The sequence below is a fragment of the Glycomyces sp. NPDC048151 genome (assembly GCF_043202775.1).
In the GTDB taxonomy this organism is placed as follows: Bacteria; Actinomycetota; Actinomycetes; order Mycobacteriales; family Micromonosporaceae; genus Glycomyces.
In genome coordinates this window covers 164,687-177,871 of sequence record NZ_JBIDBB010000009.1, presented here as the reverse complement: position 1 = coordinate 177,871, position 13,185 = coordinate 164,687, and the positions used below count along the sequence as shown (strand labels likewise).

15 protein-coding genes are annotated in these 13,185 nt (G+C 71.1%); 12 read left to right on the top strand and 3 right to left on the bottom strand.

Annotated elements, in window-relative coordinates; translation table 11 throughout:
* The first annotated feature begins 222 nt into the window (after positions 1 to 222).
* Together ACGGCP_RS22135 and ACGGCP_RS22130 are read left to right on the top strand one after the other, a co-directional pair.
* Entirely contained in the window at positions 223 to 918 is a 696-nt protein-coding gene (locus ACGGCP_RS22135) for a GNAT family N-acetyltransferase (RefSeq protein ID WP_392969197.1), read from the top strand.
* 205 nt (positions 919 to 1,123) lie between these two features.
* Positions 1,124 to 1,684, top strand: coding sequence for a hypothetical protein (locus tag ACGGCP_RS22130; RefSeq protein WP_392969194.1), 561 nt, complete (start codon positions 1,124 to 1,126; stop codon positions 1,682 to 1,684).
* 9 nt (positions 1,685 to 1,693) lie between these two features.
* Here the strand turns inward: ACGGCP_RS22130 and ACGGCP_RS22125 are convergent, their stop codons facing one another.
* Positions 1,694 to 2,431 (bottom strand): hypothetical protein, encoded by a 738-nt coding sequence (locus tag ACGGCP_RS22125; RefSeq protein ID WP_392969191.1) that lies wholly within the window; start codon positions 2,429 to 2,431, stop codon positions 1,694 to 1,696.
* Between the two features lie 235 nt (positions 2,432 to 2,666).
* Here ACGGCP_RS22125 and ACGGCP_RS22120 point away from each other — a divergent pair, with 235 nt between their 5' ends.
* The 4 genes from ACGGCP_RS22120 (at position 2,667) to ACGGCP_RS22105 (ending at position 5,440) form a co-directional block, all read left to right on the top strand.
* Complete coding sequence (locus tag ACGGCP_RS22120) at positions 2,667 to 3,179, top strand: hypothetical protein (RefSeq protein WP_392969188.1); 513 nt, start codon at positions 2,667 to 2,669, stop codon at positions 3,177 to 3,179.
* Between the two features lie 36 nt (positions 3,180 to 3,215).
* Positions 3,216 to 3,728 (top strand): hypothetical protein, encoded by a 513-nt coding sequence (locus ACGGCP_RS22115; protein ID WP_392969186.1) that lies wholly within the window; start codon positions 3,216 to 3,218, stop codon positions 3,726 to 3,728.
* Positions 3,729 to 3,839: 111 nt separating this feature from the next.
* A complete protein-coding gene (locus ACGGCP_RS22110) occupies positions 3,840 to 4,574 on the top strand; it encodes a hypothetical protein (protein ID WP_392969183.1) in 735 nt (244 codons plus the stop codon).
* 455 nt (positions 4,575 to 5,029) lie between these two features.
* Positions 5,030 to 5,440, top strand: a complete 411-nt coding sequence (locus ACGGCP_RS22105) for a hypothetical protein (protein ID WP_392969180.1) — start codon at positions 5,030 to 5,032, stop codon at positions 5,438 to 5,440.
* A gap of 113 nt (positions 5,441 to 5,553) precedes the next feature.
* Here ACGGCP_RS22105 and ACGGCP_RS22100 read toward each other — a convergent pair whose 3' ends face one another.
* Entirely contained in the window at positions 5,554 to 6,009 is a 456-nt protein-coding gene (locus tag ACGGCP_RS22100) for a hypothetical protein (protein WP_392969177.1), read from the bottom strand.
* 169 nt (positions 6,010 to 6,178) lie between these two features.
* Here ACGGCP_RS22100 and ACGGCP_RS22095 point away from each other — a divergent pair, with 169 nt between their 5' ends.
* Positions 6,179 to 6,886, top strand: coding sequence for a sensor domain-containing protein (locus ACGGCP_RS22095; protein ID WP_392969174.1), 708 nt, complete (start codon positions 6,179 to 6,181; stop codon positions 6,884 to 6,886).
* A gap of 93 nt (positions 6,887 to 6,979) precedes the next feature.
* Positions 6,980 to 7,852, top strand: a complete 873-nt coding sequence (locus tag ACGGCP_RS22090; protein ID WP_392969171.1) for a class I SAM-dependent methyltransferase — start codon at positions 6,980 to 6,982, stop codon at positions 7,850 to 7,852.
* Positions 7,853 to 7,874: 22 nt separating this feature from the next.
* Here ACGGCP_RS22090 and ACGGCP_RS22085 read toward each other — a convergent pair whose 3' ends face one another.
* Complete coding sequence (locus ACGGCP_RS22085; RefSeq protein ID WP_392969169.1) at positions 7,875 to 9,182, bottom strand: HEAT repeat domain-containing protein; 1,308 nt, start codon at positions 9,180 to 9,182, stop codon at positions 7,875 to 7,877.
* A 372-nt stretch (positions 9,183 to 9,554) separates the two neighbouring features.
* Between ACGGCP_RS22085 and ACGGCP_RS22080 the strand changes: the two genes are divergently transcribed.
* From ACGGCP_RS22080 to ACGGCP_RS22065, 4 genes are all read left to right on the top strand, one after another.
* Positions 9,555 to 10,415 (top strand): hypothetical protein, encoded by an 861-nt coding sequence (locus ACGGCP_RS22080; RefSeq protein WP_392969166.1) that lies wholly within the window; start codon positions 9,555 to 9,557, stop codon positions 10,413 to 10,415.
* A 210-nt stretch (positions 10,416 to 10,625) separates the two neighbouring features.
* Positions 10,626 to 11,492 (top strand): hypothetical protein, encoded by an 867-nt coding sequence (locus tag ACGGCP_RS22075; RefSeq protein ID WP_392969163.1) that lies wholly within the window; start codon positions 10,626 to 10,628, stop codon positions 11,490 to 11,492.
* Positions 11,493 to 12,003: 511 nt separating this feature from the next.
* A complete protein-coding gene (locus ACGGCP_RS22070) occupies positions 12,004 to 12,441 on the top strand; it encodes a hypothetical protein (protein WP_392969160.1) in 438 nt (145 codons plus the stop codon).
* A 33-nt stretch (positions 12,442 to 12,474) separates the two neighbouring features.
* A complete protein-coding gene (locus ACGGCP_RS22065; RefSeq protein ID WP_392969157.1) occupies positions 12,475 to 13,065 on the top strand; it encodes a DUF1707 domain-containing protein in 591 nt (196 codons plus the stop codon).
* Positions 13,066 to 13,185 lie beyond the last annotated feature (120 nt).

Sequence of the window (13,185 nt, the reverse complement as noted above, 5' to 3'; positions counted from 1 at the left end):
CTTGCGGGGTAACGCCGTCCGCCGCGATCCGGTTGGGGCCGCGGGGCCGGGTGGCGGGAGGCGGATACGGGCTGTTTGCGTCGTTGGTCACACCGTAGGTGAACAATGCAAGACCGTCCCAATATTTGGGATGACCGAGTACGCGCAACCGGCCACCAGGGGGCTTCCGCGTTGCGATACTCGACCCGCCGGGCCGCGCCCGGCGTCGGGGGGAGGCTCGGGATGAAGTACCGGATCATGGAGCAGACGCGGCCGGGCGGGCTGCTCGACCAGGTGTACCGCGAGGTCCTGGTGCCCGCGTTCCCGCCCGAGGAGCTCGAGGGCGAGTCGGACGTCGCCGAGACGCTGGAGGCCGGGCTCGGGAGCCTCCTCGTGGCCGTCGACGACGCCGGGAAGCCCGCCGGGGCGGCGTTCGGGCGCTGGTCGGAGGCCTCGCGCGTGCAGATCCTCACCTATCTCGCCGTCACGCCCGCCACGCGCGGGCACGGCCTCGGCGGGCGGCTCCTGCGCGACGCCCTGGACGCCTGGCGCGACCGGTACGACCCGTGCGTCGTCGTCGCCGAGATCGAGAACCCCGACGCGAAGGTCGTGCACGAGGCCTACGGCGACCCGCGCCGCCGCCTCGCCTTCTACGAGCAGCACGGGGCGCGGGCGCTCGACCTGCCGTACTTCCAGCCGGGCATCGGGTCCCCCTCGCGGCGCGTGCACGGGATGCTCCTGCTCGTCCTCCACGCCGACCCGTCGTTCACGCCCGACCGCGCGGACCGCCTGGCAGGCAAGCCGCTGCGCACGTTCATGGAGGCGTACCTCGAGTCCTCCGAAGGCGTGCGCCCGGGCGACTGGGACGCCAAGGCCCTGTTCAAGGCCATCGACCGCGACGGCGGCATCCCCATGGGGCGCAAAAGCGCCGAGGCCTGACCGCCGCCGCGGTAGCGGCAGCTGGAACACCGGGTGTACCGCTCGGGGTATTCCGGGCCCGCCCCCGGTGCACTACAGTCGCTCCCAGTGCGCCAAACCACACCCCGAGCGAACCCGAAACTGGAATGATCGAGCACTCCGCCACCTGCGCCCCCGCCTCCTCCGACGCCGCGGCGCGCGCCGCGGCCCCGCGAGGGGCGCGCCCGTGATCGCCGCGTGCCTCACGGCCGCGCTGACCGCGCTCGTGTCGGCGTTCTTCCCCGTCACCCCGGTCGAGCCCTACCTGGTGGCGCTGGCCGCCACGACCGACTACAGCCCGGTCGCGCTCGGCGTCGCGGCGGCGGTCGGCCAGACCGTGGGCAAGACGACCCTGTTCCTGGGCGTGCGCGGGGCACTCCACTCGGCCCGGCTGCGCTCGTGGGTCGACGCGGTCGAGGAACGGCGCGAACGCCGACGGGCCTGCGCCGCAAGCGATCCCGAGCCCGCCCGCTCCGGTCCCGGCACTGCGGTGCGCGAACGGCTCCGCGCACCACTGGCTCCACTGTGGGCGATCGGCCGCAAGCTCCTGCGGCTCCTCGACCGCCCGGCGCTGGCCGCGCCGATCCTGCTGCTCAGCGCCACAACGGGTCTGCCGCCACTCATGGCGACGAGCGTCTGCGCGGCCGGGACGCGGATCAGCCTGCCGCTGTTCGTCGCCGCGTGCCTCGTCGGCCGCTCGGTCCGGTTCGTCGCGATCGCGTACGCGCCGCAGCTCGTCCTGGGCTAGCGGTGGCGGCTAGCGGTGGCGGTCTTCCAAGTACCGCATGAGGTTCGACGCGGACTGCTCGAGCTTCGCGTCGCCCGCGATGACGTCGCGGAGGTCGTCGGGCGCGCAGGGGAGGCGGTCGGCGAGGCGGGCGATGTCGAGGAAGTGCGGGCGGATCCCGGTGCGGCGGTAGGCGGCCAGCTTGTGGTGGCCGTCGATGAGGAACGAGGCGCAGTCCTGCTCGTCCCCGGGCGGCTCGGAGCGGAGGATGACCGCGAGCGGGCGGTCGCCCTCCTCGATGGCGTCGACGTAGCCGGTGACGGTGTCGTCGTCGCGCGGCGGCCACGCGTCGGTGGGGATGACGGCGGTGCCCTCGGTCCCGATGGGCTCGTACGGGTACCACCAGGCGGTGCCGTTGTCGCCGAACGGTTCGATGTGGACGTTCGCGTCGCGCCAGATCCGGACCCCGTAGTGGCCCGGCTGCATGAGCCCGAGGATCGGGCGGGCGAGCTCGACCGGGTCGGTGTCGCCCTCGGGGTGGCGCAGGCGCCCGCGCAGGTCCCGCAGCGAGCCGCGGAACTCGGCGTCGCGGGTGCGGATCGCGAAACGGTCGATCGAGCCCGAACCTGTATAGCCCTCGACGATGAGCGGTCTCCAGCCGACGCGCAGCGCGCTCGCACCGTCGTGGCCGCCGATGGAGAGGGTCCCGTCGCCGTCCTGCACGTCGAGCACCCGGTATCCGAGGGACTCGGCCAATCGCGTGATCATCTGCTCCTCCGTCCAACCGTCGGCCGCCGTCCGCTACCGCGACGAACCCGTCATTTCGGGCGTCGCAGCGCGTCCGTCCAGCCTAGTACCCCGTCGCGACTCGCATGAACACCGCCGCGGTGAGCTGCGTCTTCACGCTGGCGTGCATAGCGGCCGCAGTTTCGGGGTACCCCGGTTCGCGCCGTTGCAACTACAATGAGCGACACGACCCCTCATTGCCCATGGAGCGCACCCCATGACGGTCCCGCCGCCCCAGCACCCCGCCTATCCGCACCCGCAGCCCGGCCAGCCCTACGGCCCGCCGCAGCCGCCGCGCATGCCCGGGCTCACGACGACCGCTGTCGTGCTCCTGTGGGTGACGGTCGCGATCAGCACGTTCGGGGCGCTCATGACGATCCCGGTGCTCCTGACCGAGCCGGAGACGCTCGGCATGCTCGGGCCCGACGCGACACTGCTGGTGTCGGTCGGCGCGGTGCAGGGCGTCGTGTGGGCAGGCCTGCGCGCCTACCTCGCGGTCAAGATCGCCCGGCGCAGCCGCGCGGCCCGGACCGCGGCGTTCGTCGTCGAGTCGGCCGGGATGGCCTGCCAGCTCGTGCTCGCCCTGCTGATCTTCGACAGCATCACGCCCCTCGCGCCCCGTGACGGCATGAGCGTCAACTACACCTTCGACTGCACGGGGCTCGTACTGCCGATCCTCGTCATGTGCTTCCTGGCCACCGCCCGGTCCAGCTGGTGGTGCGACCGCTGAAACCCCTGTTGTCCGCCCTACGTTAGGAGTACGCCCATGAGCTATCCCCCTCCCCCGGCCGCGCCCCCGCCCGGCCCGCCGCTGGGCGCGACGCCCGAGCGGATGCCCGGCACCACGAAGGGCGCCGTCGTCCTCCTGTGGATCATGTTCGGCCTCGGCATCTGCGGCGGCGGCGCGTCCCTCGTCGGCTACTTCACGCTCACCGCGCTCGAAGACACGGGCGACGTGATCCTGCCCGACTCGTACATGCTGTTCCTGATCGCCTCGATCGTGCAGGTCCTGATCTGGACGGTGCTGCGCGGCGTGTTCGCGGTGCAGATCTCCAAGCGCAAGTCCAGCGCCCGCATGGGCGCGATCATCCTGGAGGCCGTGGGCGTGGCCCTCAGCCTCCTGTCGTACCTCTTCACCCCGGAGATCGAGGTGACCGGTCAGAGCGCCGGGAGCAGCGCCGCGGGCGCCATCGCGGGCGCGGCCATCGGCCTCGCCATCGCGGGCATCATGATCGGCCTGCTGTCCACTGCGGACTCCAAGCGCTGGTGCAACCAGTAGCGAATGCTGTTGCGGCCGCCGGATTTCCGCCCCGGCGGCCGCTTCGTGTTTAACGCGTTGCCGGGGTGGCGCGCGGGTCCTATGGTGTAGTCCGAAAGTGAGGGTTGCCCCGTGACCAAGTTGAACCAGATCATCGCGATCGAGAAGAGCGTCAAGGCGAAGGCCGTGCGCGCGCTCGGCGACGCCGGACGCGAGCTCGCCAAGGCGCCGCTGCTGTCGGGTATCTCCCGGACCTACCAGCCCAAGGACGAGGAGGGCGAGCAGCTGCCGCCCGAGTCGACGAAGGTGCAGCGGCGGGTCGAGGAGCAGCTGCGCGAGGTCTCGGCGGCGATGACGCGGCTGTTCGACGTCACGGCCACGAAGGACCGCACCAACGCCCTCGCCACCGCTGACATCACAGTGGACGGCGAGGTGCTGGTGGCCGACGTCCCCGTCACCTATCTGCTCTTCCTGGAGAAGCAGCTCGCCGAGCTGCAGGCGTTCGTGAAGGGCCTGCCGGTGCTCGACGCGGGCGAGTCGTGGTCGTTCAACGACGCGTCGGACGCGTTCGCGACCGACCCGGTGAAGACGGTGCGCACCAAGAAGATCCCGCGCAACCACGTCAAGGCCGAGGCCACCGAGGAGCACCCCGCGCAGGTCGAGGTGTACTACGAGGACATCCCGGTCGGGTACTGGACAACGGTGAAGTTCTCAGGCGCGGCCCCCGCCAAGCGGGTCGCGCAGCTCTCCGAGCGCCTCGAGAAGCTCCAGATGGCGGTCAAGTTCGCGCGGGAGGAGGCCAACGGGACCGAGGTCGTCGACGAGCAGGTCGGCGCGAAGGTCTTCGGCTACCTGCTGGGCGAATAGCCCCTACAGACCCCCCTGTTTTGAGCGACAGGGGTGGCGCGCACAGCGCCGAAACACGCTGAAATTGAAGTTCAGTAGCAGCACAACGCGGTAGAGATGGGGGTTCGATTCCCTCCCCCGGCACTTCGAGCCGGGGTGGCCCAAGTGGCAGAGGCAAGCCGCGGAGACTGAGACTCTCGCTCCAGCTTCAGCATTCGCCACGCCGCGCGTATCCGTGAGCGGTCCCCTGGGACATCGAAGTTGAAGGTTCGAATCCTTCCCGCCCCACCACACGGGGCGGTAGCTCAATGGCAGAGCGCGATGCTAGCAGCAGACTCAACGGTTGCCACGGATCGCAGCGGCCACTATGTGGCACATGGCGGCCCGGTGTCGAGGTCAACGACCCGGGCCGCACCTATTCTTCTTGTCGCACCCTCGGGGCATACTGGTCGGCATGGACGACAACAGAAAGGGCCATGCCGCGTAGGCAGCCCGCGCGAGTACGCGCTGAACAGCCCAGGTACCGACGCTGGCGGTACCGGAAGTACCCGATCCCCCGCGTCAACGGCGCCTCAGGCGCGTTGCAGGCCGCCGTCGTGCGGTTGGAGAACGCCGACACCCGCTTTGAGATCGGCGGCATCGCGCGAGCACTGCGCGGCTGGCGCGGCCGCGTCCGGTGCACTCTCCGGCCGCAGTGCCGGGACTACTACTGCCCCTGCTGCAGCGACCCGGACCGGGAGACGCTCGAAGATGCGATGCGGCGACTCCCGAAACGCCAAGCGCAGGAACTGCGACGGCTGGTCGAGCCGCTCGACGAGGAGTTCATCCGCCGCACGATCCCGGTCCCGCAGTGGAAGGCGGGCCCGTGGTGGTGGTTCCGGGAATGAACCCGAACGCCCGCAAGCGCATCCGTCCGCCCCCTGGCGATTGAAGAGCGGCGCCGACATTGGGAATGGCGCTGCCGGCGCCGCTCTCATCCGGGGAGGATGGGAGCAAAGCCTTAGGCGTCAGTGCTTTCGGTGGTCTCCTCGGTGGCTTCCTGCTGGCCGGGCGGGGTGCCGCCGGGCATGCCGCCGCCCTGCGGGAGCTGGTCGGCGCAGGCCTCGGTGGCCGCCGTCCAGTCCGCCTCGTCGACGCCGTCGGGCGCAGCCATCGCGCCGGGCCCGGCTGGCGCACCGGACGGCATGTCGGTGGGCATCTCCCCGGTCGGCATCTCGCCGTCGGCGGGCATCTCACCCGTCGGCATCTCACCGGGCGCGCCGCCGCCCTGGCCGAACGGCGTCCAGTCCTCGGGCAGCTCGATCCCCTGCTCGGTGAGGCAGGCGGTGTAGGCCGCGAGCGGGTCCTCGGCGGCGGCCGCCGTGTCCTCGCTTGACGCCGTGTCCTCGCCGCAGGCGGCCAACGCCAGTGCGGCGAGGGCCGCGACGCAGCCGGCCCGGGCCGATTGGGAAAGCATCGATCTCATAGCGAGCGAGCGTCCCCCGCGAACCTCGGAGACACCTCGGAACGGGCTCGGCGCCCGCTCGGTCCGGGCAGGCCCGAGGACGCTGGTAGGGCTGTCCCTACCGGTGAAATGCCTGCTCGCAGGGTCGTTGCGGGGCGCTGCGCGGACGAGAATTGTCTCCATGAACAAGATCTTCAAGCAGCTCGGCGCCGACTCCGCGTACCTGCTCTCCTCGTTTCCGATCGCGCTTCCCGCGTTCGTCATCACCGTCACCGGTTTCGCCGCCGGGATCGGGACCGCCGTCGTGTGGGTGGGCGTGCCGCTCCTGGCCGCGACCCTGTTCGCCATGCGCGGCCTCGCCGCCGCCGGGCGCAGCCAGCTCGGGGCCGTCCTGCGCCAGCCGATCAACGCGCCGCACTACAAGCGGGCGCCCGAGGGCGCGTCGGCGCTGCGCCGCTACCTGACGCCGCTGACCGACGGCCAGTCGTGGCTGAACCTGCTGTGGGGCCTGGTGAACTTCCCGCTGGCCGTCGCCGGGTTCTGCGTGGCCCTGAGCTGGTGGGCCGCGACCGTGGCGACGCTGTTCTACCCGCTGTACGCGTGGATCATCGAGCGCTCGGTGGACGGCAGCGACGGCCTGGAGTACGCGACGCGCTGGCTCGGCTGGGGCGACTCGTACCTCGCCGGTTCGGCGCTGGCGGTCCTCGGCGGCCTGGTCATGGCCCTGCTGCTGCCGCTGGTGCTGCGCGGTTTCGCGCTGACCCAGGCGGCGCTCGGCCGGGGCCTGCTCGCCTCGCTGTCGGCGTCGGACGCGCCGCACGACGGCCCGGTCCGGACCGCTTCGCTCGACGCGGAGGTCACCCGCGTCCAGGAGCGGCTGGCCGCATAGACCTGCATACAGGGAACCAGAACCGGGCGGCCGCGAGGCCGCCCGGTCGCCTTCGTTTCGGTAATGGTTTTCAACAGTGCTAGGTTGGGGCGCATGGCATCGCATCACGGACACCACCACGGCGACCACGCCGCCACGTTCGACTTCGCCGAAGCCGCGCCCCGGTTCAAGGAGCGCGCGGCCGCGGAATCCGCGAAGTACCGGCGGCTCGCCGGGCATCTCGCCGCCCCTGGCGACCGGACCGTCGCCGACATCGGCTGCGGGGCCGCGTCGATGGCGTTCGCACTCGCCGAGACCCTCCCGGACGCGCAGGTCGTCGCGGTGGACGCGGAGCCGGCGATGCTCGACCTGGTGCGCGAACGCGCGGCCGAGACCGGCGCGGCGGTGCGGGCGGCGCAGGCGTCGGTGGACGACGCGGACGCGCTCGCGGCGGCCGTCGGGGGGCCCGCAGACCTGCTGTGGGCCGGGCACGTCATCCACCACGCGTCCGATCCGCAAGCGGCCCTTGGCAACCTGGCGGGGCTCCTCGCCCCGGGCGGGCGGCTGGCGATCGGCGAGGGCGGCACGGCCCCGCAGTACCTGCCCTGGCATGTGGGCGTGGGCAGGCCGGGCCTGGAGCTGCGGCTCATCGAAGCCGGTTCGCGCCGCCTCGAAGGCGAAGGCGTCGAGCACGGGTCGACGCTCCTGGAGTACGGCTGGAACCTGGCGCTGGAGCGCGCGGGCCTGACCGAGGTGCGCGAGGTCAACGAGCTCAACGCGACTCCGGCCCCGCTCGAAGGCGCGGACCTCACGCACGCCCTGGAGTCGCTGCGCACCAGGACGGGCTGGTTCGAGCACTTCCTCAGCGACGAGGACAACGCCGCCTGGGCGCGGCTGCTCGACGAGGACGGTCCGGACTGGCTCGGCCGCCGCCGCGACCTCCACCACCTCGCGATCGACACGTACTTCGTCGCTGTCAAACCCTAGGGGCCTTGCGGCCCTTCGGGTCTCACTCGTTCCCGGAGTCGACTTCCAGCTGGAAGAGCCTCTCCAGCGCGGCCCGCGCGTACACCTCTTCCACGTGGTCGGCGCGGGCGAAGTCGCTGAGCAGGTCGTAGCCGTCGCGCAGGCCGATCCGGCCGAGCCGGTACGCGGCCTCGATGCGCCCGAACCAGTGGAAGCACTCGTCTGAGGCGAGCACCGAGTACGCCTCGACGCCGACGTCGGGGCTGATGCCGTACATCGCTTCGGCCGCATCGACACCGAGGTGGAAGTCCATGACGGACTCGACGCCTTTGACGATCCGCCACAGCGCGTTCTCAGCGTCGATGACGCTGTCCTCGGCGAGCTGCTCGGCGCAGATGATCCGCAGCCGCACGGAGACCAGCGGCGCGTTCGCCAAGTGCCGCAGGGCCATCGAGGCCGCGGAGGCGTGGACGTCGCGCAGGGCGTGGGCGGCGCTGTGGCGCACGTACTCGTTGACGGAGTCGTCGGTGACGAGCTGCATGAGCGCGATCCCGGCGGGTCCGGCGGCGCAGTCGACGAGGGCGCTGGCGGCGTCGAGTCGGTACTTGGCGTCCACTGTGTGATCGGCGGCGATGGATTCGAGGGCGCGGGCGGCGTCCTCGACGCTGAAGCGCCCCATGTGCTCGGCGACTTCGAGCCGCACTTCGACATCCACATTGGACGATCTGGCTACGGGTGAGAGGCGCATGGCCATGTCTCTGCCGCCCAGGTCGACGAGGTCCTGGATGAGCTGTATGCGCAGCTCGGCGTCGATCGACTCGTTCTTGATGGAGCCGACGAGGTTGCTCATGGCGCGGTCGCGGCGCTGGTGAGGCACCGAGACGACCGCCATGCCAATTGACGGCTCGCGAACGTCGCCGAAGGTGCCAATCGACGGCTCGCGGGCGTCACCGAAGGGGCCAATTGACGGCTCGCGGGCGTCGCCGAAGGGGCCGATCGACGGCTCGCAGCCCGTGCCGAGCGGGACGCCGGAGGGCTCCTCAGCACCGGCGGGCGAGCGGTAGGCGTCCGAGACGGAGGGCTCGAAGGGGTCCTCGTCAGGTCCGGTCGCGGCGTCGCCGCCCCAGAAGCGGGTGCGGGTCGTACTCGGCCCGGGATCGGGCTCGTCGCGCATGCGGGCGAGCTGGCGGCGGCGCTGCCAGCGGCCGGTCGCCCATGTCGCGGCGAGCGCGGGGTAGAGGAGGCCGTAGCCCCAGAGGCGGCTCACGTCGAGGAGCTCGACCACCGGCACGGGAGCGAGCGCGGCGGAGAAGCGGATGGTCCAAAGCTGCACTGCATTGGCGTTCGCCATACGTCGAACCTCGGGTAGAAGCGGCGGGACTTCTCGGTACGGCTCCGCGGGGCGGCGGGCCGCCCCGGGCGCCGCGTGCGGCCTCGACGTGGGATCGTCGGCGCCTTGCTACCGGGCCGCATGCGTGGTGCCGGGGCATAAATCCTAGTCCCACAGGGGGATCCGGCGTCGCACAGGGTGTGCGACGGTTCGCTCGCGCGGGGCGGTGCGAACGGTTCGTCCCAGTACGGCCGCTTCGCCATCGGCACCCGATGCGACCTGGGGATTTCCGGGGGCCACGAGGTCGGCGCGGGGCTGTACGATCGAGTTCACCCCGGTGAAGCCCAATCACCGCGACCGATTGCCCCCGAGCAGACGAGGCGTGTAGAAGCGATGACGTATCCGCCCCCCGGCGGTGGGAACCCGCAGTACCAGCTGCAGCCCGAGCCGCAGGAACCCAGCGACCCGTACGCCCAGCCTTACGGCAGCACGCCTCCGCCCGCTGGGAACTACTACCAGCAGCCTCCGCCGCAGCAGTACACGCAGCCTTCGATGCCGCCCTCGATGCCCCCTTCGCAGCCGATGATCGGCGTGCAGCAGGGGTACCCGTCGGCGCCGGGCTCGGTGCTGCCGCCGCCGATCCCGCCCGCGAAGCAGGGCGGGAACCTGCCGGTGATCCTCGGCGTGGTCGTGGCGCTGGTGGTGGTGCTCGGCATCGCGGCCGTGCTCATCATCCCGGGGATGGTGAAGGACGACGACCCGGAGGCGGGCGGCGGCGACTCGGAGACGAGCGCCGAGCCGACCGAGGAGGAGGCGTCGAGCGACGCGGCCGAGGAGCCGACCGAGGAAGAGGAGCCCACGGACGACGCCAGCGCCGACGAGGACTTCGCGACCTGGGGCACCCCGGTCAACTCCGAGGAGTTCACGGAGGGCACGCCCGAGGCCGCCGCGCTCAACTACCGGATCGGGTCGGACACCGACGACGACGCGCTCATGCAGGCGCAGGTGTGCTCGTCGCCGAGCTCGGCGATGGAGACCGACCTCGAGTGGGAGCTGGAGAACACCGGGTACGACTCGGGCATCCTGCTCTGGGCCATGTCGCGCGAGGTCGACGGCGGCGTCGAGGTCTGGGTCGGCTGGACCTGGGACGACAGCGAGCCGAGCAGCACCGCCGAGATGGAGGAGGGCTCCGGCTACACCTTCACGGCGGTCGAGGAAGAAGGCGCCTGGAAGCTTTGCGACGTCGCTTGGTAGCGACGCCTGCAGCCCTTCGCCATTGCAGGAACGTTCGCGGCGGGGCCGCCTCCCCAAGGGAGGCGGCCCCGCCGCTTCGCTTGTGGGCCAACACACCACGAAAGTTATCCACAGGCTGCCGACCAGCGGTTCTCTTCAAGTTCCGATGAGTTATCCACAGGCGGAAAAGAAGTTGTTGACGCTCCGGAGCGGGTCGACGACAGTTGGTACATGACGCAACTACCGATGTACCGCACCACGACAGCCACGATGAACCGCCCGACCGGAGCGGCGCTCGACGACCGGCTCCACTACGGCGGCGAGGGGCCTGGAGACCTCCTCATGCGCTTCGAGTCCGCCTTCGAATCCGACTTCAGCCTGGTGGCGACGGGCCGGACCGCGGCCTGGATCCACGGCTTCGACGTCCTGCCGCCGGGGGCCGATCAGCGCGAGTGGCCGATCGAGTGCTCCTCCGATCCGCCGCTGGCGGATATCGCTGTGGTCGACGGCCTGCCGGTGACCTGCCTGGCGCGCACCCTGGTCGACTGCGCGGCGGACCTGCCGCGACTGGAGGCCGTGGCCGCCGCCGACCAGATGCTGCGGGCGGGCATCGACGCCGGGAGCCTCTCGGCCGCGCTCGAACCGCTGCACGGCGACCGGCTCAGACGGGCGAACGCGACCCTGATCGCGGCCGATCCGCGGTCGGAGTCGCCGATGAAGTCCTGGACCCGCTGCCTCATCGGCGACGCCGGCCTCCCGGCGGCGATCCCGCAACTGCGGGTCCGCACGCCGAACGGGCGCTCCAAGTTCCTCGACCTCGGCTGGGAGCAGTGGCGGGTCGGGGTCGAGTACGACGGCCTCGGCACCCACCTCGGCCTGGCGGCCGAGACCGCCGACCGGCGCCGCCACCAGGTGCTCCGGAACCTCGGCTGGGAGATCCTGGTCCTCACCGCCTCCGATGTCATGAAGCATCCGCGGCCCTGGCTGGTCCGGCTCCGCGAAATGCTCCTCGACCGGGGCTGGGACCCGGACCCGAACCAGCTGCGCGACATCAACGAGCGCATCGAGGCGGTGCACATGGCAGTGGGCCGAGCCTGACCGGCCGCCTGGCCGGTGGGCAGGGAAGGCGCCTCCCACCCACCGGCCCGGCGGACCGAGGCCCCGAAGGGCGCCTTCGGATCGCCGAGACCATGCGGCCAACGGCGGGCCGTCGATCGCGATCGATTGGAGGAGCTCATCGATGGCGGCCTGGGGCTTCCGCTCGTGGGCGGTCCACTCGAGCCTGAACATGTCTCCTCCTACCAGGGATGCCGGTACCAGACGCTTCACCGCCGCAGGCCATCGCGTCAAGCTCTATAGTCATCCGGCGAGTCGCTGCCATCGGCGACGGACGGCTGCGTACCTATCGCGCGCCTGCTCCGACGGGAAGGCCCCGGGGAGCGGGATCCGAGTTTCACACGCGGTCGCGGCCGCGAGCGCCTCCTCCCGCCCACCCCGAGCCCGCAGCGGCCCGGGTCCCACCGGTTGCGATCGTGGACCGGGCTCGGGGCGGGGTCGGGCTAGGATCGGTGCGAGCATCGTTCGAATCAGCAGGAGCGCGGGAGCGGCAGTGGCGGAAGGGTCCTTCAGGGGGTTCGCGCGCCCCGCCGTCCCCACTCCGCAGGAGATCCGCGACTGGGCGCTCGACCCGTACTCGACCGCGCCCGAGGGCCGCCAGTGGGACCTCACCCTCGCCACAGACGAACTCGTCGACACGTGGCTCGACCTCGCCGCCGACGCGACCTGCCCCAAGCGCTCGTTCGCGCTCCACGTGCTCTACATCTACGCCGGCGACGCCGTGCGTACCAACTTCCGCGTCCACACGCGCAAACGCGTCGACCGCCTCCTCGAGAAGGCGGTCGAATCCCGCGACCAGTACGTTGAACTCTGGGCCGCCAACACCAAAGCGCTCATCCGCCAGCCCGACCTGTTCGACTACCACGAATGGTGCAACGGCGGGCTCGTGCGCGGGCCCCGGCGGCTCAACCCAGGTCCGACGAGAAGGTAAGAGCCCGATGACCTCCGAGACAGCGAGCCCACGATGACGCACGACCCGAACATGCGCGTCTCCAACGCCGAGCGCGAGGCGATCATCGCCAAGCTCCACGCCGCCACCGAGGAGGGCCGCCTCGACCTCGACGAGTTCGCCGACCGCTCCCGCCAGGCCTACGAGGCCCGCACCTACGGCGAGGTCGAGCGCCTCCTCGCAGACCTGCCCGACACCGGCGGGACGCTCGCCGTGCCCGCCGCGAAGCGGCCCGTCCCCGAAGGCCCCGCCGAACTGCGGCTCAAGCCGACCGGGTCGTCCGTCAAGCGCGACGGCGACTGGGTCGTGCCGCGCAGGATCGTCGTCAACGCGACCGGCTCCTCGGTGAAGCTCGACTGCCGCCACGCGGTCATCCAGACCGACACGGTCGAACTCGACGTGAAGCTCCTCGGCTCCTCCCTCACCGTCGTCCTGCCCGACGGCGCCTACGCCGTGGACGACAACACCGAAGTGTTCGGCAGTTCCATGAAGAACCGCGCCACCTACAAAGGAGGCACGGCAATCCGCTTCTCCGTCTCCGGGAAGGCGACGGGCAGTTCCGTGAACTTCCGCCGGGAGCGCCGATTCCTCTGGTGGCGCTGGTGATCGCGCCCGCCGGAGCGCAGGGAATTCACTGAATATCCACCCGTCGGAACGTCCTTTGTAACGGACGCATAACAGTCACGCCTGATACCGGCATTCTCCTCATATGAGGGTTTACAGCGA

Excerpts from the sequence above, each read along its gene's own strand:
- ACGGCP_RS22065 (WP_392969157.1), top strand. The coding sequence starts at position 12,475 with ATGACGCACGACCCGAACATGCGCGTCTCCAACGCCGAGCGCGAGGCG.
- ACGGCP_RS22090 (WP_392969171.1), top strand. The coding sequence starts at position 6,980 with ATGGCATCGCATCACGGACACCACCACGGCGACCACGCCGCCACGTTC.
- ACGGCP_RS22095 (WP_392969174.1), top strand. The coding sequence starts at position 6,179 with ATGAACAAGATCTTCAAGCAGCTCGGCGCCGACTCCGCGTACCTGCTC.
- ACGGCP_RS22100 (WP_392969177.1), bottom strand. The coding sequence starts at position 6,009 with ATGCTTTCCCAATCGGCCCGGGCCGGCTGCGTCGCGGCCCTCGCCGCA.
- ACGGCP_RS22125 (WP_392969191.1), bottom strand. The coding sequence starts at position 2,431 with ATGATCACGCGATTGGCCGAGTCCCTCGGATACCGGGTGCTCGACGTG.
- ACGGCP_RS22075 (WP_392969163.1), top strand. The coding sequence starts at position 10,626 with ATGACGCAACTACCGATGTACCGCACCACGACAGCCACGATGAACCGC.
- ACGGCP_RS22115 (WP_392969186.1), top strand. The coding sequence starts at position 3,216 with ATGAGCTATCCCCCTCCCCCGGCCGCGCCCCCGCCCGGCCCGCCGCTG.
- ACGGCP_RS22085 (WP_392969169.1), bottom strand. The coding sequence starts at position 9,182 with ATGGCGAACGCCAATGCAGTGCAGCTTTGGACCATCCGCTTCTCCGCC.
- ACGGCP_RS22120 (WP_392969188.1), top strand. The coding sequence starts at position 2,667 with ATGACGGTCCCGCCGCCCCAGCACCCCGCCTATCCGCACCCGCAGCCC.
- ACGGCP_RS22105 (WP_392969180.1), top strand. The coding sequence starts at position 5,030 with ATGCCGCGTAGGCAGCCCGCGCGAGTACGCGCTGAACAGCCCAGGTAC.
- ACGGCP_RS22135 (WP_392969197.1), top strand. The coding sequence starts at position 223 with ATGAAGTACCGGATCATGGAGCAGACGCGGCCGGGCGGGCTGCTCGAC.
- ACGGCP_RS22080 (WP_392969166.1), top strand. The coding sequence starts at position 9,555 with ATGACGTATCCGCCCCCCGGCGGTGGGAACCCGCAGTACCAGCTGCAG.